Source organism: Shewanella sp. MBTL60-007, assembly GCF_019654915.1.
Classification (GTDB): domain Bacteria; phylum Pseudomonadota; class Gammaproteobacteria; order Enterobacterales; family Shewanellaceae; genus Shewanella.
Window position 1 is genome coordinate 1 of sequence record NZ_BPET01000012.1, and the last position, 26,632, is coordinate 26,632.

Annotated in this window: 27 protein-coding genes; 4 read left to right on the forward strand and 23 right to left on the reverse strand. The window is 44.2% G+C overall.

The window, feature by feature from the left end; all coding sequences use genetic code 11:
- Nucleotides 1-154: 154 nt before the first annotated feature.
- Nucleotides 155-694 (reverse strand): DUF962 domain-containing protein, encoded by a 540-nt coding sequence (locus K5Q92_RS05805; protein WP_220768084.1) that lies wholly within the window; start codon nucleotides 692-694, stop codon nucleotides 155-157.
- Nucleotides 695-973: 279 nt separating this feature from the next.
- Entirely contained in the window at nucleotides 974-2,026 is a 1,053-nt protein-coding gene (locus tag K5Q92_RS05810) for a toxin-antitoxin system YwqK family antitoxin (RefSeq protein ID WP_220768085.1), read from the reverse strand.
- Between the two features lie 301 nt (nucleotides 2,027-2,327).
- Between K5Q92_RS05810 and K5Q92_RS05815 the strand changes: the two genes are divergently transcribed.
- A complete protein-coding gene (locus tag K5Q92_RS05815; RefSeq protein WP_220768086.1) occupies nucleotides 2,328-3,266 on the forward strand; it encodes a Dyp-type peroxidase in 939 nt (312 codons plus the stop codon).
- A 7-nt stretch (nucleotides 3,267-3,273) separates the two neighbouring features.
- Here K5Q92_RS05815 and acpS read toward each other — a convergent pair whose 3' ends face one another.
- The 11 genes from acpS to rpoE form a co-directional block, all read right to left on the reverse strand.
- Nucleotides 3,274-3,669, reverse strand: coding sequence for a holo-ACP synthase (gene acpS, locus K5Q92_RS05820; RefSeq protein WP_220768087.1), 396 nt, complete (start codon nucleotides 3,667-3,669; stop codon nucleotides 3,274-3,276).
- Nucleotides 3,670-3,815: 146 nt separating this feature from the next.
- On the reverse strand, nucleotides 3,816-4,553 hold the full coding sequence (pdxJ, locus tag K5Q92_RS05825; RefSeq protein ID WP_220768088.1) for a pyridoxine 5'-phosphate synthase: 738 nt from the start codon (nucleotides 4,551-4,553) through the stop codon (nucleotides 3,816-3,818).
- A gap of 111 nt (nucleotides 4,554-4,664) precedes the next feature.
- Entirely contained in the window at nucleotides 4,665-5,354 is a 690-nt protein-coding gene (gene recO, locus K5Q92_RS05830; RefSeq protein ID WP_220768089.1) for a DNA repair protein RecO, read from the reverse strand.
- Nucleotides 5,355-5,530: 176 nt separating this feature from the next.
- On the reverse strand, nucleotides 5,531-6,523 hold the full coding sequence (gene era / locus K5Q92_RS05835) for a GTPase Era (protein WP_220768090.1): 993 nt from the start codon (nucleotides 6,521-6,523) through the stop codon (nucleotides 5,531-5,533).
- Nucleotides 6,520-7,197 carry a ribonuclease III gene (gene rnc / locus K5Q92_RS05840; protein WP_220768091.1) on the reverse strand — a complete coding sequence of 226 codons (678 nt, stop codon included), beginning with the start codon at nucleotides 7,195-7,197 and terminating at the stop codon, nucleotides 6,520-6,522. The genes era and rnc overlap by 4 nt, the downstream gene beginning before the upstream one ends.
- 1 nt (nucleotide 7,198) lies before the next feature.
- Nucleotides 7,199-8,116: a signal peptidase I gene (lepB, locus tag K5Q92_RS05845; RefSeq protein ID WP_220768092.1), complete on the reverse strand. Its 918-nt coding sequence runs from the start codon at nucleotides 8,114-8,116 to the stop codon at nucleotides 7,199-7,201.
- A gap of 139 nt (nucleotides 8,117-8,255) precedes the next feature.
- Nucleotides 8,256-10,046: a translation elongation factor 4 gene (gene lepA / locus K5Q92_RS05850; RefSeq protein ID WP_220768093.1), complete on the reverse strand. Its 1,791-nt coding sequence runs from the start codon at nucleotides 10,044-10,046 to the stop codon at nucleotides 8,256-8,258.
- Between the two features lie 129 nt (nucleotides 10,047-10,175).
- On the reverse strand, nucleotides 10,176-10,640 hold the full coding sequence (locus K5Q92_RS05855) for a SoxR reducing system RseC family protein (RefSeq protein WP_220768094.1): 465 nt from the start codon (nucleotides 10,638-10,640) through the stop codon (nucleotides 10,176-10,178).
- Between the two features lie 13 nt (nucleotides 10,641-10,653).
- On the reverse strand, nucleotides 10,654-11,586 hold the full coding sequence (locus K5Q92_RS05860) for a MucB/RseB C-terminal domain-containing protein (protein ID WP_220768095.1): 933 nt from the start codon (nucleotides 11,584-11,586) through the stop codon (nucleotides 10,654-10,656).
- 12 nt (nucleotides 11,587-11,598) lie between these two features.
- A complete protein-coding gene (locus tag K5Q92_RS05865; RefSeq protein WP_220768096.1) occupies nucleotides 11,599-12,204 on the reverse strand; it encodes a sigma-E factor negative regulatory protein in 606 nt (201 codons plus the stop codon).
- Nucleotides 12,205-12,229: 25 nt separating this feature from the next.
- Nucleotides 12,230-12,808, reverse strand: coding sequence for an RNA polymerase sigma factor RpoE (gene rpoE, locus K5Q92_RS05870; RefSeq protein ID WP_220768097.1), 579 nt, complete (start codon nucleotides 12,806-12,808; stop codon nucleotides 12,230-12,232).
- Between the two features lie 219 nt (nucleotides 12,809-13,027).
- On the opposite strand from rpoE, the gene nadB reads away from it, so the two are divergent.
- Nucleotides 13,028-14,638, forward strand: a complete 1,611-nt coding sequence (nadB, locus tag K5Q92_RS05875) for an L-aspartate oxidase (protein ID WP_220768098.1) — start codon at nucleotides 13,028-13,030, stop codon at nucleotides 14,636-14,638.
- An 8-nt stretch (nucleotides 14,639-14,646) separates the two neighbouring features.
- Here nadB and K5Q92_RS05880 read toward each other — a convergent pair whose 3' ends face one another.
- The 9 genes from K5Q92_RS05880 to rppH all read right to left on the reverse strand — a co-directional run bounded on the left by K5Q92_RS05880 (nucleotide 14,647) and on the right by rppH (nucleotide 23,003).
- Complete coding sequence (locus K5Q92_RS05880) at nucleotides 14,647-15,063, reverse strand: protein YgfX (RefSeq protein WP_220768099.1); 417 nt, start codon at nucleotides 15,061-15,063, stop codon at nucleotides 14,647-14,649.
- Entirely contained in the window at nucleotides 15,044-15,283 is a 240-nt protein-coding gene (locus tag K5Q92_RS05885) for a succinate dehydrogenase assembly factor 2 (RefSeq protein WP_220768167.1), read from the reverse strand. Before K5Q92_RS05885 ends, K5Q92_RS05880 begins: the two co-directional genes overlap by 20 nt.
- A gap of 160 nt (nucleotides 15,284-15,443) precedes the next feature.
- The gene (nhaR, locus tag K5Q92_RS05890; RefSeq protein WP_220768100.1) at nucleotides 15,444-16,352 is read right to left on the reverse strand and encodes a transcriptional activator NhaR; all 909 of its coding nucleotides are present in this window, start codon (nucleotides 16,350-16,352) and stop codon (nucleotides 15,444-15,446) included.
- Between the two features lie 68 nt (nucleotides 16,353-16,420).
- Nucleotides 16,421-16,804 (reverse strand): hypothetical protein, encoded by a 384-nt coding sequence (locus K5Q92_RS05895; protein ID WP_220768101.1) that lies wholly within the window; start codon nucleotides 16,802-16,804, stop codon nucleotides 16,421-16,423.
- Nucleotides 16,801-17,976 carry a Na+/H+ antiporter NhaA gene (nhaA, locus tag K5Q92_RS05900; protein ID WP_220768102.1) on the reverse strand — a complete coding sequence of 392 codons (1,176 nt, stop codon included), beginning with the start codon at nucleotides 17,974-17,976 and terminating at the stop codon, nucleotides 16,801-16,803. The genes K5Q92_RS05895 and nhaA overlap by 4 nt, the downstream gene beginning before the upstream one ends.
- Nucleotides 17,977-18,417: 441 nt before the next feature.
- Complete coding sequence (locus tag K5Q92_RS05905; protein WP_220768103.1) at nucleotides 18,418-19,269, reverse strand: thymidylate synthase; 852 nt, start codon at nucleotides 19,267-19,269, stop codon at nucleotides 18,418-18,420.
- 84 nt (nucleotides 19,270-19,353) lie between these two features.
- Nucleotides 19,354-20,154 carry a sulfite exporter TauE/SafE family protein gene (locus K5Q92_RS05910; protein WP_220768104.1) on the reverse strand — a complete coding sequence of 267 codons (801 nt, stop codon included), beginning with the start codon at nucleotides 20,152-20,154 and terminating at the stop codon, nucleotides 19,354-19,356.
- A gap of 74 nt (nucleotides 20,155-20,228) precedes the next feature.
- On the reverse strand, nucleotides 20,229-22,463 hold the full coding sequence (gene ptsP, locus K5Q92_RS05915; protein ID WP_220768105.1) for a phosphoenolpyruvate--protein phosphotransferase: 2,235 nt from the start codon (nucleotides 22,461-22,463) through the stop codon (nucleotides 20,229-20,231).
- A gap of 18 nt (nucleotides 22,464-22,481) precedes the next feature.
- On the reverse strand, nucleotides 22,482-23,003 hold the full coding sequence (gene rppH, locus K5Q92_RS05920) for an RNA pyrophosphohydrolase (RefSeq protein WP_220768106.1): 522 nt from the start codon (nucleotides 23,001-23,003) through the stop codon (nucleotides 22,482-22,484).
- A 691-nt stretch (nucleotides 23,004-23,694) separates the two neighbouring features.
- Between rppH and mutH the strand changes: the two genes are divergently transcribed.
- On the forward strand, nucleotides 23,695-24,366 hold the full coding sequence (mutH, locus tag K5Q92_RS05925) for a DNA mismatch repair endonuclease MutH (protein WP_220768107.1): 672 nt from the start codon (nucleotides 23,695-23,697) through the stop codon (nucleotides 24,364-24,366).
- Between the two features lie 124 nt (nucleotides 24,367-24,490).
- Nucleotides 24,491-25,564, forward strand: coding sequence for an adenylate/guanylate cyclase domain-containing protein (locus K5Q92_RS05930; RefSeq protein WP_220768108.1), 1,074 nt, complete (start codon nucleotides 24,491-24,493; stop codon nucleotides 25,562-25,564).
- 65 nt (nucleotides 25,565-25,629) lie between these two features.
- Here K5Q92_RS05930 and oxyR read toward each other — a convergent pair whose 3' ends face one another.
- A complete protein-coding gene (gene oxyR, locus K5Q92_RS05935) occupies nucleotides 25,630-26,544 on the reverse strand; it encodes a hydrogen peroxide-inducible genes transcriptional activator OxyR (protein ID WP_220768109.1) in 915 nt (304 codons plus the stop codon).
- Nucleotides 26,545-26,632 lie beyond the last annotated feature (88 nt).

The following is a 26,632-nucleotide window of genomic DNA, read 5'->3' on the forward strand; positions in this document are numbered from 1 at the left end:
TTATATACAATGAGCTGAGGCCGCACTTAAGCTTGGGTATGAAAACACCTAATCAAGTGCATAAAAAAGACCAGCAGCAGAAGCTACTGGTCTAGTAAAAACCGTCAACCTATTTCAGGACGGGACATTCTTTTGGTGGGGAGTACTCATACGACTATGTCGACTTCTTGGCGGCCTCTAAGGCTCTGCGTTTATCTCTCGCCATAGGCGTTATATCTGCTAAGAGTTTCTTTTCCATACCTAACATAAAATACACTTCTGCCATCAGGAAAAACGGGCCAATCAACAGCTGGTTTAAATCATCAATAAAGGCAGGTTTGGCTTTTTCATAGTGATGACCAATAAACTGGATCACCCAGCCGACAAAAAATACCGCTAGCGCTATCCACAATGCATTCGATGTTTGCGCCACTAAACTTGAAGTATAAAGCACAGGAATAATAAACAATGCTAAACCTACCGCTAACCTAGCGTGTAAAAACACATAGTAAATAAGCACCCCAACAGTAAAGATTGTGGCAACGTTAAAGGTAATAACCGGATCATCTGATATGGCAAAATTAACAGGGATTAAGTTCAGCAATAAAAAAAGCGACCAGATAATCAGCGGGATCCCAACAAAATGGGTCTTAATATTTTTGGGGTTTAAATGCACACTCTTGTAGGTAGATAGTTGTTCTTCGGCGGATTTCATCTGCTCTTCTCCATTATAAGCGCCCTCTATAAGCACTTTTTCAAGTCACTTTGTTAAACGTTAGTCCATGATTTGACGAGCTCCCAGCCTTAACCAACAACTAAAAGTGCGCTAGTCAGTTTAAAAAGCCCATCTTATTTAACCAAATATTAACCTAATAGATCTTGTCACATTTTAATAGAGTAAAAGTTAAAATAGCCTTTTAAGCTGCATTATTCTGCTATAAAGCAGCTTATGCTATATCTCTGCCCTCTTCGCAAAGGGATTGTCCGCTTGTGACTAGTCTGCTGTTGAATAAGTGACCCATTTAGATAAGTCGTCATCAAAGTAGCTTTCTTGGATGATGTTACCTTTACCATCAAGCTTTTTTATCACCACAGCCAGGCCATTCTCATCATAGATTTTAATCTGTTTATCGGTCACCACGCCGTTGACATAGGTACGCTTGGATATTAACTGGCCATTACAGTGATATTTAGCAAACTCGCCATCTTCTACGCCCATATTGTAATGTTCGCGAGAATCAACTCGACCATTTTCAGCACAAAAGGTTAACTGCACCCCATGGAGGGTATTGAGTGGATTATAGCCATAATGTTGCTCTGAGCGCCGTTTGCCATCAGAGCCGTAGGTTTCTAACACACCGGTTTTGCTTACTCTATCGTAGTTAAATTTGCTTCTTAAGCGGCCATTACGATAGTAAGTTTTCTCATTGAGCTTTTTATAATCGGCATAAATGAATTCACTCTCGCTCTCAAGCTGACCATCTGCATAATAGCCTTTGTGACGTTGGCGCTTTTCGCCATCCACAAAATAGTAAAGACGCCATTCTCGGCCTTTTTCATAACTAATGCTCTCGATTTCTTTGTCGCCTTCAAATCGCTTATAGCTGAGGATTACGCCCTGCTCATCATAAAGCCAATGCTCCGTTTTTACGCCTGCTTGGTAAAGCCTCACCCATTGCGGCTTTCCAGTGGTCGAAAAGTGATAACTAATCTGCTTACCATCTAACTTACCCGCCTTATACCAAGCAGTTTCATTGAGTTGATTGTTTAGCGTCGAGAAGCTATAGCCGTGCTCGAGCCCATCTTGATACTGAGTCGCTCTATAAAACGCCTTGCCATAAGCATAACTGGTCGCAATGCCAGTAAATAACTCACCTCGATAAGTCTCGGGGCAATCACTTTGATATTGCGCGTCACAGGTAGTTTGCTCTAAGTCGTCCTCACTAATAGGAAGCTGTATATCACCGCTGCACGCCGATAGTAAACCAACACTGATCATCAGCCCCATAAGATAGGTATTACACTTTGTTTTAGTGATAAACGGCATCTGACTTACTCTTGTAATTAAATTTAAATAGACAACAATCTAGGTTTATTAGCATCTTATAAAACATAAGCTTAGATAAAACTGCTGCAGGATACACAGAGGGAGAGCCGTTCACAAACAACATACACTGAAGTCTTGGTTTTATCGGCAGATTCATAACCAGCATCACTAAAATCCAGATTAACTAGAGTTCATTTCACATTACTAACCAAAGGCGTATAGTTTTTTTAAGCTCGATGAATTCCACTACACTTTGTAAAGCAATCATCACTCCTAATTTGATCCTATGGAGACACAGTTAATGACACAGCTATATTCACTTGCCCAACCCGGCGTTCTGTCCAACCCTAGCTCACATGTAGAATACCTCACCTTTTCACTGCTCCCCCAAGTAGAGTGTGCCGATGCTATCGGCGACTGCATTGCCAGTCTTTCTGGCATAGAAAAATCAATCAACCAAAAAGATCTCACTGCGGGGCTGAATATTTCCATCGGTTTTTCAGCGAATGGCTGGCCGAAGCTGTTCCCAAATCTGCCAATACCAAGCGAGCTGCATGCCTTCCCTGAGATGAGTAATGGCGAACGCCACTTCCCTTCGACACCTGGCGATATCTTCGTCATGATAAAGTCCGAGCGTATCGACCTTAATTTTCAGGCAGCTAAATATATTCGCAATAGCTTTAACGATATTGCTAACTTAATTGAAGATATCCAAGGTTATAAATACCTAGATAATCGCGACATGATTGATTTTGTCGATGGCACGGAAAACCCAGTCGGCAAGGAACGCACCGAGGCCGTATTAGTTACTGACGATGTGCCACTGCATCAAGGTGGTAGCTACCTACATGTTCAGCGCTATGTCGACCGTCAGGGTCAATGGGATAAACAAAGCACTGAATATCAGGAGCAAGTGGTTGGCCGCACCAAGATGGATAACGTAGAGCTAAGTGATGACGTTAAACCCGCTTGGGCTCACAACGCGAAAAGCAAAGTGGAGATCGATGGTGAAGAAGTTAAAATGCTCAGACAAAATCGCCCCTACGGTAACGCCATGGAACATGGCACCATGTTTGTTGGTTTCGCCGCCACGCCATCGATCATTGAAACCTCACTAAGCCAGATGATCAATGCGGATGAACAGGGTCACTACGACCGTCTACTCGACTTTGTAGAGGCTAAGACTGGCTGCCTGTTCTTTATGCCATCTAAAGCCTTTCTAGAGCAATTCGGCGATTAGTCATACATTAGCTTTCTAAGATCACCGTAGCCATTGCATAGTGCTTCTCATCTGCGATGGAAAGGTGTGCCCGGCTTCCACCAAGCTGAGCTAAGCGCTGAGCGGCGCCGTCACTAAAGGTCACTAATGGGGCACCATTGGCATTATTGCTGATCTCTATATGTTGAAATGACACGCCGCGGCCTATGCCTGTACCTAATGCTTTGGCTGCAGCCTCTTTAGCCGCAAAGCGCTTAGCAAGATATCGCCCAGGTTGGCTCGATGCCATAAAGAGAGCAAACTCGGCTTTGGTTAACACTCGCTTTGCTAAACGACAGCTTAATAGCGCATCATCGCCTGCATTGGGAATACGCTCCTCAATTCGCGCGATTTCAACAATGTCAGTGCCTAAACCAACAATCATAATGCTTCCCTATTTAACCCTAAACTAACTCAGGCTAGCTAACTGGCCTAAGCAACATTACCCACTATTTCTAATACCTAATTTATAGGCATAAATAAAAGCCGAGAACTCATGCCTCGGCTTATCGGTAATGATGACCTAAAAACTTATTCGCCTCTACGACCTTCTAACATCAACTGTTTCATATCACGTACGGCAGTGGCTAAACCATCGATAGCGGCACGAGCAATAATCGCATGACCGATATTAAGCTCATACAGCTCCGGGATAGCCGCAATCGCTTTTACATTATGATAATGCAGGCCATGACCAGCATTAACCACCAAGCCTTTACCATGGGCGTAAGTTGCCATCTCGGTAATACGTTGTAGTTCAGCAGCTTGTTCGCTATCAGTTTCGGCATCGGCGTAACAGCCTGTATGAATTTCAATGACTGGTGCGCCAACGGCAACAGCAGCATCGATCTGAGTCTTGTCGGCATCAATAAACAAAGAGACCTTAATACCAAGCTTAGTCAGACGCTCAACCGCTGCAGCAATCTTATCTTGCTGACCCGCAACGTCTAGACCACCTTCGGTCGTCAGTTCTTCACGTTTTTCAGGTACTAAACACACATAAGCAGGCTTAATATCGCAGGCAATATCCAGCATCTCCTCAGTGACTGCCATTTCGAAGTTCATTCGAGTCTTTAGCGTCTTAGCTAAAATATATACGTCTCTATCTGTAATATGGCGACGGTCTTCACGCAGATGAATCGTAATGCCTTCAGCACCTGCGTGCTCGGCGACCGCTGCTGCTTGAACTGGATCTGGATAATTGGTCCCGCGTGCCTGTCGTAGAGTCGCAATATGATCGATGTTAACGCCCAATAAGATCCGGCTCATGATTATTCCTTAAAAATTCAACACAGATAAAAAAAACCTATTGTACTGGTAGCTATAGCGTTTATCCAGCGAGTCAAATTAAAATCATTTAGCGCTTTTAAAGAGGGTTGGCTACACCTTGGGTCGCTTGACGAACAAGCTTCTTGAATGAAGTGGTTTATCCCCAAGTACCGGTGCTAACAGCAGTCGCATCAACTTCTTAGCCTCAAGAAAGTGCTCAACGCTAAGGGCTCGTTGATTTAACGCCACCAACATCTCTCCAGTGAAGAACTTATGTCGATTAAACTCGGTTGTGATCACAGGGGTAAAGCCATGGTCTTGATCTAAACGATAGAAACCATTAGATGTTATCGGCGCATCACTGGGGTCAAAATCCAGAGATGGCATGGTGCCTAACTCTTTTAACAGCGCATGCTCAAAGTATCTAAGCTGGCTTTGCTCAAATTCAGTCGCCATAGCGATGAGCGTACGATGATACTCATAAAAGAGGCTCTCCGCGCTGTGTTGCACCGTTAAGCTGCGGATCAATAACTCATTGAGATAAAGTCCGGAGTATAGACAATCGCCACTAAGTGGCACAGCTGGACTGGCCGCTTCAACTTGCTTTAGGTTTTTTAGATCGGTTTTGCCGTGCAACTGAAAAATCAGTGGCTGGAACGGCTGTAAGATACTGCGTATTGAGTTTTTAGCGCTACCTAAACGCGCCACAGCATCGACTCGCCCCACACCATCAACGAGTAGGTTAACGATGACACTCGAGTCGCGAAAGTGCCTGCTGTGAAGAACGTATCCACGCTCCATGATTATCTTATTCCGTTTGCAAAATAGAGTTAATGCCAATCAGTATCATAAAACCAACAAGCCGTTTGTAAACTTAAAAGCGGAGAACTCGTTAATATACTGGTTATAAAAATGCCTCTTCTTATCACTAAAAAGAGGCACTATTTTCGATAGAGCTTAGAACTTAAGGCTTAGTGTTATTCGTCACCGTAGCCAAGGCTGCGTAGTGCACGCTCATCATCGGCCCAGCCAGACTTAACCTTGACCCACATCTCTAGGAACACCTTATTATCGAACAAGACTTCCATATCGACACGAGCTGCCGAGCTAATCTTCTTAATGCGTTCGCCTTTATTACCGATCACCATACGCTTTTGCGTTTCGCGCTCTACTAATACTAACGCATTGATCTGATAAACACCGTTTTCCATCATCTTAAACTGTTCGATCTCTACCGTACAATCATAGGGCAGTTCATCACCCAAGAAACGCATTAGCTTTTCACGAACGATCTCTGACGCCATAAACTTCTGCGAACGGTCTGTCACATAATCTTCTGGGAAGTAATGTGGCGACTCTGGCACCGAGTCGACAGCCATATCTAAGATACGTTGTACGTTGGTACCTTGAGTTGCAGAAATCGGCAAAATTTCATCGAAAGGAAACTTCTTCGATAACTCTTCAAGGTGTGGGAAGAGTGCTTCTTTATCTTTAATATTATCAACTTTGTTGATAGCAAGAATCGTCTTACGGCCATCATCACGACTCTGCAGTTTACGCAGAACCATCTCATCGTCAGGTGTCCAGTTCATACCATCGACGACAAATACCACTAAGCTGACTTCCGCTAACGAACTCGCTGCGGCTCTGTTCATCAAGCGGTTAATCGCGCGCTTCTCTTCAATATGAAGACCTGGCGTATCAATAAATACCACCTGGCGCGGACCATCGGTGTGAATACCCATGATACGGTGACGCGTTGTTTGCGGCTTCTTAGAGGTAATACTGATCTTCTGACCAAGTAGCTTATTCAGCAGCGTTGACTTACCCACATTTGGACGACCAACGATCGCAACCATGCCACAATAGGTCACTGCGTACTTAACCGCAGACGACGGATTGTTCATATTCGCCAGTAGTTCATCTAAACTTGGCTCGTGGCTTTCAGGTAAATCTTTGTTGTCACTCATTTCTTAATTAACTCCAACACTTGAGCAGCAGCACTCTGTTCCGCTTTTCTGCGTGAACTCGCTACTCCGATAACGGCTTTGCTCAAGTCTTCAACAATACATTCAACGGTGAAAGTTTGCTCGTGAGCATCACCTTCAGTATGGACCACTCTGTAAATTGGCAGTGGCTTTCTATACTTCTGCAAGTACTCCTGCAGCAGTGTTTTTGGATCTTTTTGGTTTACAGGCTCAATTACCTTTAGACGCGACTCATACCAATTAAGCACTAGCTTACGGCAGTTCTCGATATCAGAATCGAGATAGATCGCACCGATAATCGCCTCTACTGCATCGGCAAGAATCGACTCACGTCTAAATCCGCCGCTCTTTAATTCACCAGGACCAAGCTTTAAGTAATCGCCGAGTTTAAATTCGATAGCAATTTCAGCCAGCATCTTACCGCAAACAAGTGTTGCCCGCATACGGCTCAAGTCACCTTCAGTTGCCGCTGGAAACTGGTGGTATAACGCATCGGAAATCACTATCGATAAGATTGAATCTCCTAAGAACTCCAGTCTCTCATTGTGCTTGTTAGATGCGCTGCGGTGAGTTAGTGCTTGATCTAAAAATGATTTTTCACTGAACTCATACCCTAGTGTACGGCACAAACGTGGAATATTTTTAATCGGTTCCATATTACTTAATTCCGCCTACACGGTTAAAGCGAACCCCAGTTGGGATCCAAGTCGGTAAAAAGTCTGCAGGCGTTCTGTCAAATTCGAAGCTAATCCAAATTGCCACAGCCTTACCCACTAGGTCTTCTTCAGGTACAAAGCCCCAGTAGCGGCTATCTTGACTGTTATCACGATTATCGCCCATAGCGAAATACTGTCCTTCAGGAACAATGAACTCAGTAAGCGGTACATTATCCTGACGGAAATAGTGACTAATCATATCTGGACGTGTCGGATTGATTAAGATGTCGTGACTCACATCGCCTAGTTGCTCTTTGTAACGGATCAAGGCAGTACCGTTTTGCGAGAATTCACCACGGTTAACTAGGGCTCTATCTACCATCTTCAGTTCTGGACAGGGGCTTTGACCCTCTTTACAGGCTGGTTGGATATAAAGCTCTTTATTACGATAAATTATTCGGTCGCCAGGTAAGCCAACAATGCGTTTAATGTAATCAATCTGCGGATTCACCGGATATTTAAATACTGCCACATCGCCACGTTCAGGCTTGCCAGTTTCTTTAAGTGTAGTGCGCCAAACAGGATCTTTAATGCCGTAGCTAAACTTCTCTACAAGGATAAAGTCTCCCACAAGCAATGTAGGCATCATAGAGCCTGATGGGATCTGAAACGGTTCGTAAATAAAAGAACGCAGGATCAACACAAAAGCGATAACAGGGAAGATTGATTTGGATGTCTCGACAATTGCCGATTCACGCATGATCTTATCAACGTTTTCTTCACTTAAATCTGCTTGTGCTGCTTGAGCCATTGCCAACTTTTCACGGCGCTTAGGTGCGAAAAACACAGCATCGGCCATCCAGATTAGGCCACTGCCTAAGGTAACCAACACCAAAATTAAAGAAAAATAGGCTGCCATTATAAAATTAACTCCTGCCAAACATGATCGGTTTATGGCGATAGCGCCAAGGTCAGTAATGGTTATACGCCAGTAATGAAAGCGCCGCAAATTGCGGCGCACAGTCTAGCGATATATTAACAAATCTTAACGATCTAGCTTAATCATTAAGCTTAAGTACCGCTAAGAATGCCTCTTGTGGCACCTCAACGTTACCCACTTGCTTCATGCGCTTCTTACCTTCTTTTTGCTTCTGTAGCAGCTTCTTCTTACGAGAAACGTCGCCACCGTAACACTTAGCAGTTACGTCTTTACGCATCGCTTTAATCGATGAACGAGCAATAATCTGGCTACCAACAGCAGCTTGAACAGCAATATCGAACATCTGTCTTGGAATAAGCTCTTTCATCTTATTCACAAGCGCTAGGCCCTTAGTGCGGATCAAGCCTTTATGAATAATCATTGCTAACGCATCGACTCTGTCGCCGTTAATCAAGATATCTAAACGCACCATATCCGCTGGTTCGAAGCGAACAAAGTTATACTCAAGAGACGCATAACCACGACTGGTTGACTTCAAACGGTCAAAGAAGTCCATTACCACTTCGGCCATTGGTAACTCGTAGGTCAGCGCCACTTGGTTTCCGTGGTAAACCAAGTTGGTCTGCACGCCACGCTTTTCAACACATAGTGTAATAACGTTACCCAAATACTCTTTTGGTACCAGGATATTGGTCTCAACTATCGGCTCACGCATCTCAGCAATATTGTTAACCGCAGGCAGATCTGACGGGTTATCTACGTAGATAGTTTCGCCATTTGTCTTAACGATTTCATACACTACTGTCGGAGCTGTAGTAATAAGCTCTAGGTTATATTCACGCTCTAAACGCTCTTGAATAATCTCCATGTGGAGCAGACCCAAGAAACCAATACGGAAACCAAAGCCCAATGCCGATGATGTTTCTGGTTCGAAAAATAGTGATGCATCGTTCAAGCTAAGCTTGTTCAGTGCGTCACGGAAGTTTTCGTAATCATCTGTAGAGATTGGGAATACACCCGCATAAACCTGCGGCTTAACGCGCTTAAAACCTGGCAATGGCGCTTCAGCACCATGCTTAGCATGAGTCAAGGTATCACCGACTGGTGCGCCATGGATCTCTTTAATACCCGCGATAACAAAGCCTACTTCACCGGTTTTCAGCTCCGCAGTATCAGTCTGCTTAGGAGTAAAGATACCTACACGGTCTGCGTTATGAGTCTGGCCAGTCGACATCACCTTAAACTTGTCGCCTTTCTTCAGTACGCCATTTTTAATACGCACTAAAGACACAACGCCTAAGTAGCTATCGAACCAAGAGTCGATAATTAGCGCCTGAAGCGGCGCCTCTGGATCACCTTCTGGAGGCGGAATTTGGTCTACAATAACTTCCAGTACGTCTCTAATACCAATACCGGTTTTAGCAGAACAACGAACCGCATCAGTCGCTTCGATACCCACGATATCTTCAATTTCTTCGGCTACGCGATCTGGATCTGCCTGTGGTAGATCGATTTTGTTCAAGACAGGAACAACGTCCATATCCATCTCTAGCGCCGTGTAACAGTTAGCTAAGGTTTGTGCTTCAACACCTTGACCAGCATCAACCACCAACAATGCCCCTTCACATGCCGCTAGTGAACGCGATACTTCATAGGAGAAGTCAACGTGACCAGGAGTATCAATGAAGTTTAGCTGGTAAGTTTCACCATCGCTCGCTAAATAGTCCAAGGTTACGCTTTGCGCTTTAATGGTAATACCACGCTCACGCTCAATATCCATTGAGTCGAGAACTTGCGCAGCCATTTCACGATCGGTTAAGCCACCGCATTCTTGAATAAGGCGATCTGATAGTGTTGATTTGCCGTGGTCAATATGGGCAATAATCGAAAAGTTTCTAATATGCTTCATTATGCTGGGATGACTTAACTCGAAGTTGATAAAAATTTTAAAGTGCAGAATTGTACCCGATTGCAGCTTTAATACCAATTTTTATAGTGCGATTAGGGTGGAAAATTAACAGTTGGACTCTAGATATCGCTAATTAACTATCTCTATCGGCTTGCCAAGAGACTTGATTATGACGGGTTGTGCCTGTTCTTCTAATCTCTTTGCTGCTCGCTTACCTATAGCCCAAAAGGCTAGGGCCCCAGATAACGCACCAAGAATCGATAGTAGATCTGAGTGGGTATCGGCTAAGCCAGCAACTTGATTACCGCTAAAGGCGCCGATAAATAAACCGATAAGCGGCAAAATATAGACTAAAGCAGCCGCTTTAAGAATCACGCTCTCAGGCAAACCTAGCTTTAGTCGCTCGCCTTTAACAAACTGACGCTCACTCTGAATAGAGAAACGCTGAACCTTAGATGAGAAAGCTTTAGAAACGGCCGATGTGCCACACGTATCACCGCTTTCGCAATGATTACAGGCACTCTTCATTTCGACCTCTACCACGACCCAACCAGAGTTGCTATTGGCAACAACTCTGGCGACCTCTTCCATCATGACAAAACCTTCATTACTGTAACATGATACTCTTGGCTATACGGCTCAAGGTCTCAGCAGGAACCTTACCCACAGCAACAACTTCAGCATTGCCAACTCGCTCTGTCGCAAGTGATAAGCCGTTACGAGTGACTAACTCTTCTGGGAGAGGAGCTTCACCCGCTTTAGCAACGTAAACCGAAATATTGGCTAAACCATCGCTTATGGCAATGTATTCTACCGCTTCTTTGCTGCCAATCAGCCTGTGTTGATCTTTAATCAATACCTTGAAGCCCGCAGGTAACCAGCTAAACTGCCAATCTTCACCACCCTCTCTATCAGACTGAGACAATACCGGCGGCCACTCCTGTTTATAGGCTTCTTTAAGAATTGCAGGAACATCATCAAGCACCAACAATTCAACCACTAGAAGTTGCTCTAATAGCTGTTTGTCACCACTTATCATGTCAAAACGCAGTGGCAGATAGGTGTCCATGTCCAGCCACACCTGATATCCATAACGGTTATCATCGGTTGGAATGATACGCACAAGTTGACCTGGGCGACCTGCAATTCGGCTGCGACCTCCCAGTACAAACTGATAGCCCGCTTCTAACTTAGAGATGTCATCGGCAAAGGCACCGGGAATAACCCCCTGGATACGATTAGAATGCACGCTATAAGCAGGTTGATCATGCTCAATAAAAGTAACGGTATTCCCCACACGCACAGCGTTTTTTGGCGGTCCATTTAGATGCTCTAAAAAGGCCACTTCTTCGTCATTAACTTTACCGTGTATATAAACCAGAGGCCGGATATGATCTGCCTGAAGTTGGATAAGAGATATTTTAAATTCTTGTTCTCGCAGGGCTTGGCTCATATTTTCTAGCCAAGCTTTGGCGGGCATGTCTTCCCGCGCCATCGCGGGAAAACTCATGGCTATAATAGCCAATAGGATTAGACGCAAGCTAACTCCTCATTATTGAGCAACAGGTGTAGTATCGACCTCACTATTGTCGTCGATATTCACTCCATTATTCAATCTTTGTTGCAACATATGATCTTGAATATAGGCATTGATACGGCGACGCTGGTCAGCCATCTGATCATTGGTATAACTTTGATTCTGTTGTACCGCCCCCGTTTGCAAGCTCACAGGTGAAGCGCTACCAACTAATGGACGCGTATTGAGTACTGGCAGTGGAGAATTGTCCACTAAGCTATCTTGGTTATAGTTCTGTACACCTACGACAGCAACCATAGCGACAGTCGCAGCAATCGCATATTGGCCAAATTGCTTGAACAGTGGAATAACTTTACCTGCTGCAGCACTATTTGACTCCTTAGCCACAGTGCTAGGCTTAGGCGCCACAATCGCAGGTTCTTCGTCAATGGCCGCCATAATGCTTCCGCTAAGATCCAAAGACATTGTCTTTGGTAACTCACCACGCATCGCATCACCAATCATATGATAATCACGCCACTGTTCATGTGAATCTGCGTCAGCGACTAACTCAGCTAACGTGTGCTCGTCAATCTCACCATCGACAGCAGCAGATACCCATTCCTGACCTAACTTATCCATTATTCACCTATCTTTATCTAAGATGCTAACGTTCTAGCAACGGCTTAAGCTTTTTATCGATTGCCTCTCGAGCTCTGAAGATCCGCGATCTTACAGTACCCACAGGGCAATCCATGACATTGGCAATCTCTTCATAGCTCATACCATCGAGCTCTCGTAAAGAAATAGCCATCTTTAACTCTTCTGGCAACGTGTCTAAGGTATCAAAAACTACCTTTTGAATTTCATCTGACAAAACCAGACGCTCCGGGGAGGCAAACTCCTTTAGTGCATCACTGCCATCATAATATTCAGCTTCTTCAGCATCGACATCATTCGCTGGGGCGCGACGCCCCTGAGCGACCAGATGATTCTTCGCAGTATTCACTGCAATGCGGTACAACCAAGTATAAAACGCACTTTCACCACGAAAGTTTGGTAATGCGCGGTAAGCTTTAATAAAAGCTTCCTGCGAAACATCAGCAACATCGGCCTGATTTCGTACGTAACGAGATACCAGATTCGCGACCTTGTTTTGATATTTCTGTACCAAAAGGTTAAAAGCGTTTTTGTCTCCACGCTGTACGCGCTCAACTAATTGTTGATCACTTATTTGTCCACTCATCCGAGCCGACTACTCCTAAATCTAATACTGATTTCTCAGCCGCTCGAATCATATTCACTTATGTAGACTAGCGCGTTTCAAAAAAGTTCTAAAAAAATTTGCAAAGATGTGATTTTCTTTTACGGAAGCTTTGATTTTTTATATGCGACCGATGAAAGTATCCATATTCGACGCCATGGTTTAACATAGTCGGACTCCCAGATAACTCTATGATACCTGATGAAACAAGTAGTTGAACACCAATCTGACGTTTTGGTTATCGGTAGTGGTGCTGCCGGTCTCACTTTAGCTTTGCATCTTGCTGAAAAATCAAAAGTTATTTTGCTATCCAAAGGGCCACTCAGCGAAGGCTCAACCTATTATGCCCAGGGCGGTATCGCCTCAGTCTTCGATGAAGAGGACACGATCGAGTCCCATGTTGCCGACACATTAGTTGCCGGAGCTGGGCTTTGTGACGAACCCGTGGTCAAATTTACTGCCGAAAATGCCAAAGCAGCTATGCAATGGTTAATTAATTGTGGGGTGGCCTTCGATAAAGAAGAAGTTCCCGCTGGCAGTAAAAAGGAAGCGCCTTATCACTTAACTCGTGAAGGCGGCCATAGTCACAGACGCATTCTACATGCCGCAGATGCAACAGGCAAAGAGGTGCAAGTCACCCTGCAGGATCAGGCTCGCAATCACCCCAATATTCTAGTCTTAGAGCGCTACAACGCTATCGACCTTATTACGACTCGTAAATTGAGTCGTCCGGGAAACCGTGTTCAGGGAGCCTATGTTTGGAACAGAGACGAAGAGCAAGTTGAAACGGTTAAGGCGCGTTTCGTCGCGCTAGCAACTGGCGGCAGCTCTAAGGTTTATCAATATACCTCTAATCCTGATATCGCATCTGGTGACGGCATTGCTATGGCGTGGCGCTCCGGATGCCGTGTCGCCAATATGGAATTTAATCAGTTTCATCCAACTTGCTTGTATCATGTCGATGCCAGAAATTTCCTTCTGACCGAAGCGCTTCGTGGTGAAGGGGCTTATCTACGTCGCCCCGATGGCTCACGCTTTATGCCAGATTTTGACGAGCGTGCCGAACTTGCACCACGCGATATCGTTGCTCGCGCCATTGACTATGAGATGAAGCGCTTAGGCTCTGACTGTGTGTACTTGGATATCACCCATAAGCCAGCAGACTTTATCATCAAACATTTTCCGACTATCTATAAGCGCTGCCTAGAGCTTGGTATCGATATCACCAAGGAACCGATCCCAGTGGTACCTGCGGCGCATTATACCTGCGGTGGTGTTATGACGGATCTGCATGGCCAAACTGATCTCAACGGCTTATACGCCATTGGCGAAGTGGCTTATACAGGCCTGCACGGAGCCAATCGATTAGCCAGTAACTCACTGCTTGAATGCCTAGTATTTGCTCGTGCGGCGGCGGAAGACATTGAGAGCCAACTGGGCAAAATCCCTATGCCAAGCTCACTACCCGCTTGGGACGAGAGCCAAGTGTCTAACTCTGACGAAGAGGTTGTCATCGCCCATAACTGGCATGAACTTCGTCTCTTCATGTGGGATTACGTAGGCATAGTGCGTTCGGATAAACGCCTTGAACGTGCACTGCGTCGCTGCGTAATGTTGCAGCAGGAAATTCAAGAGTATTACAGTAACTTTAAGGTGAGTAATAACCTGCTAGAACTGCGCAATTTAGTGCAAGTTGCCGAGCTGATTATTCGCTGTGCCATGGAGCGCAAGGAGAGTCGAGGCCTACACTATAATATCGATCACCCCAATAAGGATGAATCACCAAAACCAACTATTTTGCAGCCCGACTAGATATGCAGCTAGCGTAGATAAGCTAACTGAAGTAGACGACACAAATGCCGGTAATTTGTGTCGTCTAACATATCCGCCCACAGGACCAGACGCTTTTTCTTCCCCATCACGGCGATATCAAACATCACCGCAAAAGGTGTAATAACTGGCTTTCCGCTTATCACAAAATCCATACAGTGGTCGAGCTTACCCCCGCCGTCAGCTTTAAGCACAAATTGGCAACGCCAATACCTTAAGCGATAGAACTGCCAGATAAAAAAGCCACAGCAAGCCGTAAAAACGAGGAACTTGATCCAGATATAAAAAGTATTTTCGGCGTAGGGCCAAATAAGAAAGGAACTTAAGCAAGTAACAGCAATAACGGCCAGAGAGAGTCGCTGACCGTTTGAAGAGCGAACATCAAAACTATGCTGCTGGACGTCCACGAACCTTAATAATCATTTCAGCAAAAGCTGGGTTTGGACAGACTTCATGTCCCATAAACCAAGCAAATAGTTCAGGGTCTTCACACTCGAGAAGCTTAACAAATACGCTCTTATCTTCTACCGACATCGCCTCATAATGCGCTTCAACAAAAGGTTGAAATAACACATCAAGCTCAAGCATGCCTCTACGACAAGCCCATTTAACTCTCGATATTTTCATCGGTTCTTGGGTTGATTCAGACAAGGTACAAACTCCAAACTGTTATCATTATATTGCGGCTAAGTGTACCAGCTGCCAAGCCTTAGTGTCGATAATTGCTACACGCTATTATCGATACCAAACTCGAGTAGGCTGCAACGATTGTGTCATCAAGAAGGTGTTACAACTGCTGCACTTTTAAGTCGTTGCCTGCAAACAACTCGGTAAAATCAGTTTCTAATAGGCTCTTAACCGCTGGGTGTTGGATCATTCGCTCGGCAAACATCACATGATATACCTCTTTAATTTCTGAGGTTTCACCCAGTAAGGTCATGCCATGGGCTAAAATATCTTGCTTGTAAATCGAAGGAGCAACAAAAATCCCCTGCTTGAAAAAACCAAAAGACTTCATCATCGCTGCATCGTCAAACTCTCCCAAAATGCTCACATTCAGAGCTTTTTCATCGAACCAGCGCACTAATTGCTGGCCCAGTGAGGTTCGTCTTCCAGGAATAAGTAGCTTGCCCTGCTCTAAACATTGTGGAAAAGGCTTGGAGTAAGTCTCGGCAGAGAAAAAAGCCACACCAGACTCACCGAGTTGCTTAGAAAGAATTTCAGGGTATTTAAGACTCTCACCGGCACAATCTGAGAGAATCATATCCAGTTTATGCTCACGTAGTCGCGCCATTAACTCTTCATGTGTCGCTTCATAGCAGGCTAAATGCATCGAGCCATCGCTTGGAAGTACAGAAAGCAACACTCTGCTGCTCAGCGCCTTAGATAACGCAGCGGCAATCCCCACTTCAAACAAGATATTTTCATCTTTTTGATAGTTGAGTAAGTCGAGCATTTCATAGCTAAGGCTGAACATCTTGTCAGCATAGCGAAAAACTAACTCTCCAAGTTCGGTAGGCTCTAGCGAGCGCCCCACTCGTTTAAAAAGGCTGCCCTTAAGACTGGCTTCGAGCACACGAATCTGACCGGTGACAGTTTGCGGAGTCAAGCATAACGCCTCGGCGGCTTTTGCTACGCTGCCCTTCTTCTGGATCATCCAAAAATAGTAAAGATGGTTATAGTTTAGATTTGCCATAGGTGGATCACCGTTATAGTAAATAAAAACGAGGCAACTTATTCAGTTGCCTCGTTAGCTTTTTAAGTTTACTTAAGACGCTGACAGTCCATTAAATCAAACATTACTGCTGTTAAATCATCAGTAGTTTTAATCTCTCCGGCTGAGAACGACTCTGCTAATCCAGAAACGAGCGAATCGCGATCTGGGATTCGATCCTGACAAAATGCACGGTTAGCTTCTTGAAAACGTTTACCACCACGGTATTTAAGTGCTCGAGACTCATAACCATCCGTCTCTAATCGTTGACCTACTGCAGCTCCTTTGTACATTAAGGCTCCGTCAACAACACCTTCTAGATAATTTTGGCACACGACACTATTGATATCTTGATTACAAACTTCAATCTGCTTGGCTGATGCCACTGCACTAAAGCCCAGACCAATAACTAATGCAAACAATCCTAATCTCATGCTTTCTCTCCTTTCTCAGGTAACACCTTCGACAACCAGAAGTAACCTATAGTTGCTGATGCTATTGACCCCAACAAAATCCCTAATCTTGCATAATCACCGTAGATCTGTCCCTCACCTATAAAAGCAAGCGAAGAGATAAACATAGACATAGTGAAGCCGATACCACACATCACGGCAACAGGTGTAATGTGCCTCCACCCCATACCTTCAGGTAAAACGGCGAGCTTAAGCTTCACGGCAACAAAACTGAACAACATGATACCAAGCGGCTTACCCACTAATAGGCCCAGTGCAATACCTAGTGGTACTGGCGATAGCAGTGAACTCAAGCTCATGCCACTCAAATCAACGCCGGCATTAGCGAAAGCGAAGATTGGCAAAATAATGAAAGTACTCCATGGGTGTAGACTATGCTCTAGGCTCTCAGATGGAGATGAGCCATCCTTTGCTCTAAGCGGAATACAGAATGCGATAATAACGCCAGCTAATGTCGCATGCACACCAGATTTAAGCACAGCTATCCAGAGGATAAGGCCTATAACACCATAGGGACCAAGCGCTGTTACACCTTTACGATTCAGGCCTACTAATCCCAAAATAGCAACCGCAGCTACGACTAAACTAACCGTCGATAGATCGCTACTGTAAAACAGTGCAATGATAACAACTACCCCAAGGTCATCGATAATAGCTAGTGCTAACAAGAACACTTTTAACGCGACCGGCACACGGCTTCCTAGTAACGCCATAATACCTAAAGCGAACGCGATATCCGTCGCAGCAGGAATGGCCCAGCCCACCTGAGTAATTGGATCTGAATAGTTAAAAATCAGGTATACCGCGGCAGGAAAAACCATACCACCGATAGCCGCAAATGTAGGTAAAGATGCCTGAGCACGGCTAGATAGTGCACCTTCGAGCAACTCTCTTTTTACTTCCAAACCGATAAGCATGAAGAAGATTGCCATCAAGCCATCGTTGATCCAGTGAATAAGTGTCTTATCGATATCTAGGCTACCAACACGCACTTGCATTTCTGTTTCTAGAAAGCCTTGGTACATACCCGATAACGGTGAGTTTGCTAATAACATTGCAAGCACGACGGAAATCATCAATAAGATGCCGCCTGCCGATTCCTGGCTTAGAAAATTCCTAATTGCCCGTTCCATTTTTTACGCTCCATAAAATCTCAATACCGCGAGTGTAGCCGAATACGATAAACCTGAATAATCGTTTGCATCAGCCATAAACATCGGGATATCCGAAGTATTAAGTCTAGTCATAAGGAAAGTAAATATCAAACATGAGAAGAATAATCACGTTTTATAAGGTAGTAATAACAATAAAGCGCTATAGATCACACTTTTTAAGTTACCAAAACAAGATATCTATATTAGATAACAACTCAGCACAAGCATTTAACCATCAAAAATTAATAATTTACCCGACTCGAAAATAACGAGCAATTGTTCGTTTTGTAACCGAGCGAGAGTTCAATTAGAAGAGAAGAGCAAAGCTTGTAAATAGGTGATACAAACAGGAAAGCTGCTAAAACACGCCTAAAAGGCGAGTCTTAGCATTAAAGGTTTATTTTATATGATGAAGGGTTATTACACGGAAAATGGATAACTGATGGCATCGTGATACTCATAACCAATCACTTCAAAATCTTCCATTGTCACCCAGGTCTCAAGATCTTCTAATGACTTGATATCAGGGTTAATCACTAACTTTGGCGAAGTAAAAGGCTCACGCTTGAGCTGCACATCTCTCATCAACTCCAATTGATCTTCATAGATATGGGCGTTAACAATTTTATGGAATGCAGTTCCCGCTTTGTGCCCTGTAATTTGTGCCATTAAAGCCAAAAGCGTAAATACCTGAACCTGATTGAAATTCAGCCCTAGTGGAACATCACACGAGCGCTGGAAGCTGGTTAGATGCAAGGTATCACCCACTAAAGAGAAATTATGGGTATGCATACACGGCCTTAAACAACCCATATGAAACTCACCAGGATTATAGAAGCTCAAGATCTCGCCTCTATCGTCAACCCCTTTAGATAAATCATCTACAATTTTACGCAACTGATCGATGCTACCACCATCCGGCTTACTCCAGCCACGGCCCTGAACACCGTATACACGGCCCATATCATCAACACCTTTACGGTGAGGATTGTTTAACCAGGCTTGGTTATCATTAGCGTTGGCATTCCATGTATTGCAGCCGATCTTTCTAAAATCGGCAGCGTTATCATAACCTCGAATATAACCTAATAATTCAGCGATAGCCGCTTTGTAAAAGCTCTTACGAGTGGTGATTAGGGGAAACTCATTTTTATCAACATGATAGACTAGATCAGCATTAATCACGGTAAGACAACGTTTACCGGTGCGGCTATTCTCAACCCATGTTCCTTCATCAATAATGCGCTGACAAAGATCTAAATACTGTTTCATGATTATCTACCTTTAAAAAAGAGTTGCTGAGATTACTCTCAGCGCTAAACGCGGAAATACTACCAATAATTGCTCTGTAGAACATTATGCTAAAACAAGTTTCAAACCGACAAGGGCAAGAAATACAGCAAATAGCTTCTTTAACTTTGCTGTGGGCAATGTTGTAGCCGCCCTTGCGCCCAAAGGTGCCATCAACATCGATGTCGACACGATGCCAATAAGTGCTGGCAGATAAATGTAGCCTAGAGTCCAATCGGGTAAGCTTGGCGCGTTCCAGCCAGCCAAGGTGTAACCAATACTACCAAACAGAGCGATGAGTAACCCTGTGGCAGCAGAAAAACCCACCGCAAAGCGCATCTGTAGGCCGTACCAAGTTAAAAATGGAACCAAGAGCACTCCACCACCTATTCCCATCAACGCCGCGATAACCGCAATGCATGTTGCGGCAAAAAATAAGCTCATTGGCCCTGGCATAGCTCTATTTGATTCGGCTTTAAATGGAAAAGCCATTTGCGCTGCCATCAAGATGACAAATAGCGCAAAAATCTGCTGCAGTGATTTGGCGGCTATCAACTCTGATATAAACCCGGAACAAAGTGCACCTAACACAAAACCGGGCAACATAGGCTTAAATAACGGCCAAGGAATATTCTGTCGCTTATGGTGAGCACGAGCAGATGAAAGAGAGGTAAGGATGATGGCAGCTAAAGAGGTTGCAATCGCCACATGAGGTAAACTATCTGACGCAATACCGGCTTGGGGAAGAATATGCAGCAACGCAGGAACCGCTATCAGGCCACCGCCAATCCCCAACAGCCCAGCCATAAAACCGATCCCCGCACCTAGAATAAGACAGATGCACAATATATATAGCCAGCTTTCCACAAACACTACCTTTAGTTGTTATTATTTATCAAGCTTAAAGCAATCAACATGGAGTTCATAGAGCATATGCTCTTTTAACCTAATACTGGCGCGAGTCCCTTTTGCTCACAGTATTGGCCCACGAGCAACCTCACCTCTTCGCCACTATTGAGCTTTAACGCCTGCGCCAGTAACAGGTTCAGCTCTGATTGGGAAACACGCCGTAAGAGGTAATTGATCCGAGCCAAGTTCGCTTGGTTCATACTTAGCTGATCGTAACCCATAGCAATGAGCAGAATCGCACCGATAGGTTCCCCCGCGAGCTCGCCGCAGACGCTAATCGGTAATTGATATTCGTTACAACGCTCTACTGCAAACTTAAGCGCCCTAAGCACTCCAGGATGATAACTATCAAATAAGGGACTCACACTCGGGTTGTTACGATCGACAGCTAACAGGTATTGCGTTAAATCGTTGGAGCCAACTGAGACAAAATCCACTCGTTTCGCAACTTCATCGAGCTGATACAGAAGTACAGGAACTTCAAGCATGATGCCCACTTTAGGCATAGTAATTGTTTTGCCAAGTTCTGCGGTTAACTCCTGACAAGCTTGCTCCAAATAGATAAGCGCTAAATCAACCTCTTCGAGATTACTGACCATAGGAAGAAGTATATGTAACTGCTCCGAGCCTATCGCCGCTTGCAGCATCGCTCTCAACTGGATCAAAAACAATTCAGGATGATCCAGTGATAAACGAATACCACGCCATCCTAAGAAGGGGTTATCTTCTATGATAGGAAAGTAGTCGAGTGGCTTATCGCCGCCAACATCTAGGGTTCGCATCACGACAGGCTTATTGCCAGCCGCCTTTAAAACCTTGCGATAAATTTCAAGTTGCTCGATCTCACCGGGAAAACACTGTTTAATCATAAAAAGGATCTCTGTGCGATAAAGCCCGATGCCGTCTGAATCTGTGCCGGTCTCAGAATCTACGCTAGAAAGCAAACCGCTGTTTATGTAGAGGTAAATACGCTTACCATCTTGAGTAACCGTTTTAAATGATAACTCTTGAGCATACTGCCTTTGCTGCTCTTCCTGTGCAGCAATTAAGCTTTGGTATTCAGACAGCACAAGGGCGGACGGCTCAATAATTACTTGGCCACGATTGGCATTAATGATAAGCAGAGACTGCTCGATATTGGCACTCAAGATCCCATCAACGCCAATTATCGCCGGCACCCCCATGGCACGAGCAAGAATAGACGCATGAGAGTTAGCACCACCAAACTCTGTTACTATGCCTGCAAGCTTCTGTCTAGGAAACTCTGCCAGCAATGTCGTACTTGCCTCTCGAACAATCAGGATCACTGGCGTTTCGGGTTCTAAATAGATTTTGTTTGGCTCAATTAACTGCCTCAGTACCCTTTGCCCCAAATCTCTTATATCACCAGCTCGCTCTTTAAGGTAAAGATCGCTCATCGCCTCAAAATGTTCGATATAACGTTTTGATACGCGGCAAACTGCCGTTTCAGCGCACCAACCAGCTCTAACTTCTTTTATGTATTCGCCGCCTAAGCTTTCTTTTTCAAGCAGTAGCAACAAGGCATTAAAAATAGATGCAGCTTCTTCATCTTTCTCTCTGTCGAAACGCTGTGATAACCCAACAAGCAGATCTTTACATCGACTCATAGCTACCTGAAGGCGCAATTCTTCATCCGATGTCGATTGAGCTTGCTGCTCGACTAAATCAAATGAAATCTGCCCACCCAGCACTAACGCCTTTGCTATCGCAATCCCTTTTGATGCTTGGGTGCCGGTATAATAACGCTGCTGTAAGCTATCCCCACTCTTAACCTTATGGGTGAGTCCCTTAATCGCTACGGCGAGCTGCGCTGCAAGTGTCATTAAAAAAGCTTCTTCGCCTTCACTAAACTGCCGAGCTTGAACCTGCTGCACCACGATCACGCCAATCACAGACTTTTGGTAGACGATGGGCACAGCAAGAAAAGCGCTGTAGGCTTCTTCTGCGACTTCGGGGAGTAATTTAAATCTAGGGTGTGACGCCGCATCGGCTAAGTTAATAGCCTCTTCTCTTTGGGCTACCAGCCCAACAAGGCCTTGGGTGACAGGGAGTTTGACACGATTAACCGCTGAAGGATCTAAGCCATCTGTCGCAGATAGAATAAGCTGTTGCTCCTCTATAATATAGATAGAGCAACACTCAGTCATCATGGCTTGTTTGGTTTGCTTAACCAGCAACTCCAACGCGTATTGAAGGTCGCGTGCTGAAGCAACTGCTTGTGTGATATCTCTAAGTGTTTTGAGCACTAACGCAAACCTCCCTATTTAGCCTCTACGCATACCTCGTCTTCTGTTATTCGACTCTTTTACCTGTAAAGGCAGCGTAGTCGAAGCGAACTCTTTCATGACTTTTCGGTAAACATCTCTTTTAAAAGAAACGACTTGTCTTACTGGATACCAATAACTCACCCAACGCCAATCATCAAACTCTGGATGACCACTTGCGTTGAGATCTATGGCATTTTCGGCACTTTTCAATTGTAGCAAAAACCATTTCTGCTTTTGCCCTATACACACGGGTTTACTATCTTGTCTGATTAACCGCTTAGGTAGCCTATAGCGTAACCATGATCGCGTCGATGTTAGAATTTGCACATGTTCTGGCTTTAATCCTACTTCTTCATATAACTCACGATACATGGCTTCTTCTGCTGACTCTCCGTCGTCAACGCCACCCTGAGGAAATTGCCAGGAATGTTGGCCAAATCGTCTTGCCCACATAACCTGCCCAAAGCGATTACAGATAATGATGCCCACATTCGCGCGAAAGCCGTCACTATCAATCACATGGACTCCGAACTATTAACTATTAATCTTTTGATTGTTTCACAAAGCGTGTCCGGCGGCAAATATCTGTTACGTACAATTCTTTGGATAAATTACCATTAACAACAACCTTATCAACAGAACAACTGGTAAGTAAGACATGATATCCACAGAAACTGTGGATATCTCTGTTGGAAACTCGGTTAAAGTCTAATAACTTGTCGCTTTAAGCTAAATTACCCAATTTAGAACCTATTATAAAAAAGCAATTAAACACATTAAAAACAGCAATTTAAATCTAACCACCAAAATATACCAACAGAACAATGACGGTGATGCTCACTATTTGAACAGCAAAATTAAAACCATAAAAAGGATAAATGAACGAAGGGTGTTATTCACAAGTGCAATAGTTTGTCGTTAGAAAAAAGCCAAAAACCGCTAAAAAATTGCGTTGACAGATCACATTTATTGCAGTAGTCCAAGAACAAGTTGGAGTTATCCAATAAATCTGTGGATAACTATGTTGGAAAAAGAGGGAAAGAACTGGTGTAACTGTATAGTGAATCGATAATAGTTAGCACGTCACTAAAAGATCATCCTTAAATTCATTAACTTAGATAGCATTATTAAAGTTATCCTCAACAAAATGAATCGGTGTTCATTTTTTGTACCAGTTTGATAAAAGCCCTTAATTAGGTAGAATTGCTCTATGAAGAAATCACTCCACTCTCCAAATAGCATCGAAGAGTTGATGCTACGTGCTGAATCTATGGCGGGTTTGACCTTAGGACAGCTCGCGAATTACCATGAAATCCAAATCCCTAACGATCTAAAACGACATAAAGGTTGGGTCGGGCAGCTGATTGAACTCGAACTCGGTGCATTGGCGGGCTCAAAACCTGAGCAAGATTTTGCTCACCTTGGCATAGAGCTTAAAACCATACCGGTAAGTGGTTTCGGCAAGGTATTAGAAACTACCTACGTCACTGTGGCTCCGCTAACGAATATTCAAGGACTAACTTGGGAAGAGAGTGTCGTTTGCCATAAACTTCAACAAGTCCTGTGGATCCCTGTGCAAGGCGACAGAAATATACCATTAGCCCAACGCCAAATAGGTTCGCCCATCTTATGGCGACCATCACCAGAAGAGAGTGCGTTACTTAAACAAGACTGGGAAGAGATTATGGAGTTTATCTCTATGGGACAGGTCGATAAAGTAACCGCTCGTCACGGTGAAGTGTTGCAACTTCGCCCCAAAGCGGCAAATAGTCAAGTGCTCACCGATAGCATAGGTCGAGACGGTGAACTCACTCAGACCAATCCCAGAGGCTTCTATTTGAAGACGCAATTTACCCAAAAAATACTTTCACAGTTACTTTAAGTCGTTTTTTGGCCAAAACTCACACTCATTTGACTTAGATCACAAATACTGCTGGTAAAAGTAGGGGTTTATTCTATAAACTAGCGCCTCCTAAATTTATGTAGCATTTGGATCCCCTTAAATAGTGAAAGCACGTATACAAGCGAAGAAATTAACCTTTGCTATATTCGCATGGACTGCAGCCATGGCGGCTTTCGTATTTTTTAGATACGCACAAACGCCTGAATTGCCACAGTGGGCCATTGGTTCCGCTGATTTAGCCACGCTTTCTATTTATATGGGTCTTATTTTCGGCAGCCTACATTGGATGTCGAATCTGATTGCAGATTTTAGTGCAATTAACCGCTTACCTTATGTTTTTTCAGTGATATTCAAAGGGCTATTTTTATTGCTCGGTGCCACAACTCTGGCTTATATCACCCAATACCTCAACATGTGGGCAATTGAAAACCACATGACAACCCTGCGCCAAATGCTAACTGCGCACATTCTCTATAGTCCATCATTCCAAGCTTTGATTGTCTATTTGGTTGTGGTCCGTGTAGGCCTTGCTTTTATAGAGCAGATGGCGCTACTCGTAGGTCCAAGAGTGCTATTTAATATCGGATTAGGTAAGTACCATAAACCAAGGTATGAGCAACGCTTATTCCTCTACCTCGATATGGTAGCGTCTACTACGCATGCTGAATCTCTTGGTGATTATCGTTTTAGTCGTCTTATTCAAGACAGCTTTAGCCTACTCGCCGATACCGTTACCAATAATGAAGCAGAAATTTATCGTTATATGGGCGATGCGGTGTTGATCTATTGGCCGCTGAAGGATGGTATTAAAGAAGATCGCTGCTTCAACATCTATCATGAGTTTAGCCAACAGCTTAGCTGGCAGAGGCAGTACTTCGAGGAACAATATGGCTTTGTCCCTAAATTCAAAGCCGCTGCACACTGTGGACAGGTTGTAGCTGCAGTCGTTGGAGTACAGAAGCAAGAGATCAGTTTCTTCAGCGACGTATTGAATACGCTAGCGAGATTACAAGATCAGTGTAATCCACTTGGTCAACGAATGCTGATCTCTGGCTCTTTACATTCAAGGCTCGACTACAGTGACTCCCAGTATAACCTGAATAGCTTAGGTCCTATTAAGCTTAAGGGGAAACAGCACTCTATCGAAGTTTTCGGTGTTACCCCAAAAAATAGTTAATGGTTAAAAACCAAATACAGATAAAAAAAGCCGATAATCATATCGGCTTTTTTTATCTTGAAACGCTAAATATCGTCGGCTTGATCTAATAAGGTTTGGATCTCTAATCCCAGCGTCCTAAAGGTGAGAATTCTACTGGATGTTTGACGCCAGACTAAGCCTATATCACGATAAGGGCTTTCTCCCGGCGGCTCCATAGTGGTTAGCTCTGTATTATTCAAAATACCTGCATCAATTGCCATCTGTGGCAAGAAAGTGGTACCAAGCTTACAGTTCACCATCTGTACTAAGGTATGTAAGCTAGTTGCAGCAAACGGATTAATCTTAACGCTTTCGCCTAACTGACATGCCGTAATCGCATGACCGGTAATACAGTGTTCGGCTTGTAATAGGAAAATACTTTCATCAGGCAGATCTTGATAGTCGATCGGCTCATGGATCTCATCGGTCAAGTCTTTATGCACCACCATTTTAAATGGGTCGATACCCACCTTCATACTGTGGAAGCCACTGGTATCCACTGGCAGTGCGAGTAATAGTAGATCAAGCTCACCTTTACCCAGTGCATCGATCAACCTATCAGTAGTATCTTCCTTTAAAAATAGCGTCAGTTCTGGATAAACCTGCTTACAGTGCTGAACGACATTACTCAGTAGGAATGGCGCTATCGTTGGAATACAACCTAAACGGATCTCCCCGGTCATCGGCTCTCCCTGATGCTTTACCAGCTCAACAAGATCATCGACATCGGTCAATAACTTGCGTGAACGCATTACCACCTCCTCACCTATGGCAGTGAAGATAAATGATTTGTGATCACGTTCAATTAACTGATGCCCCAACTGCTCTTCAAGATTTTGAATACCGCTAGACAAGGTCGACTGACTAACATGGCAGATTTTGGCGGCTCTATTAAAGTTCTGCTCTTGGTGCAAGTTCACTAAATAGAACAGATTCTTTAAACTGGGGAGATGTTTCATAAAATAGATTACCAGTGACATTATTTATCTAATAGCTCAATCTAACTCTACCATAAATAACTGGGTGAGCCTTGAAGTAACTTGGTTA

Bases quoted from the DNA above. Each gene is read 5' to 3' on its own strand.
- K5Q92_RS05895 (WP_220768101.1), bottom strand. From the start codon at position 16,804: ATGAGATTAGGATTGTTTGCATTAGTTATTGGTCTGGGCTTTAGTGCA.
- era (WP_220768090.1), bottom strand. From the start codon at position 6,523: ATGAGTGACAACAAAGATTTACCTGAAAGCCACGAGCCAAGTTTAGAT.
- K5Q92_RS05855 (WP_220768094.1), bottom strand. From the start codon at position 10,640: ATGATGGAAGAGGTCGCCAGAGTTGTTGCCAATAGCAACTCTGGTTGG.
- lepA (WP_220768093.1), bottom strand. From the start codon at position 10,046: ATGAAGCATATTAGAAACTTTTCGATTATTGCCCATATTGACCACGGC.
- mutH (WP_220768107.1), top strand. From the start codon at position 23,695: ATGAAGAAATCACTCCACTCTCCAAATAGCATCGAAGAGTTGATGCTA.
- K5Q92_RS05805 (WP_220768084.1), bottom strand. From the start codon at position 694: ATGAAATCCGCCGAAGAACAACTATCTACCTACAAGAGTGTGCATTTA.
- rpoE (WP_220768097.1), bottom strand. From the start codon at position 12,808: ATGAGTGGACAAATAAGTGATCAACAATTAGTTGAGCGCGTACAGCGT.
- recO (WP_220768089.1), bottom strand. From the start codon at position 5,354: ATGGAGCGTGGATACGTTCTTCACAGCAGGCACTTTCGCGACTCGAGT.
- nhaA (WP_220768102.1), bottom strand. From the start codon at position 17,976: ATGGAACGGGCAATTAGGAATTTTCTAAGCCAGGAATCGGCAGGCGGC.
- K5Q92_RS05815 (WP_220768086.1), top strand. From the start codon at position 2,328: ATGACACAGCTATATTCACTTGCCCAACCCGGCGTTCTGTCCAACCCT.
- K5Q92_RS05865 (WP_220768096.1), bottom strand. From the start codon at position 12,204: ATGGATAAGTTAGGTCAGGAATGGGTATCTGCTGCTGTCGATGGTGAG.
- oxyR (WP_220768109.1), bottom strand. From the start codon at position 26,544: ATGAAACATCTCCCCAGTTTAAAGAATCTGTTCTATTTAGTGAACTTG.
- nadB (WP_220768098.1), top strand. From the start codon at position 13,028: ATGAAACAAGTAGTTGAACACCAATCTGACGTTTTGGTTATCGGTAGT.
- lepB (WP_220768092.1), bottom strand. From the start codon at position 8,116: ATGGCAGCCTATTTTTCTTTAATTTTGGTGTTGGTTACCTTAGGCAGT.
- K5Q92_RS05885 (WP_220768167.1), bottom strand. From the start codon at position 15,283: ATGAAAATATCGAGAGTTAAATGGGCTTGTCGTAGAGGCATGCTTGAG.
- K5Q92_RS05810 (WP_220768085.1), bottom strand. From the start codon at position 2,026: ATGCCGTTTATCACTAAAACAAAGTGTAATACCTATCTTATGGGGCTG.
- nhaR (WP_220768100.1), bottom strand. From the start codon at position 16,352: ATGGCAAATCTAAACTATAACCATCTTTACTATTTTTGGATGATCCAG.
- pdxJ (WP_220768088.1), bottom strand. From the start codon at position 4,553: ATGAGCCGGATCTTATTGGGCGTTAACATCGATCATATTGCGACTCTA.
- K5Q92_RS05905 (WP_220768103.1), bottom strand. From the start codon at position 19,269: ATGAAACAGTATTTAGATCTTTGTCAGCGCATTATTGATGAAGGAACA.
- rnc (WP_220768091.1), bottom strand. From the start codon at position 7,197: ATGGAACCGATTAAAAATATTCCACGTTTGTGCCGTACACTAGGGTAT.
- acpS (WP_220768087.1), bottom strand. From the start codon at position 3,669: ATGATTGTTGGTTTAGGCACTGACATTGTTGAAATCGCGCGAATTGAG.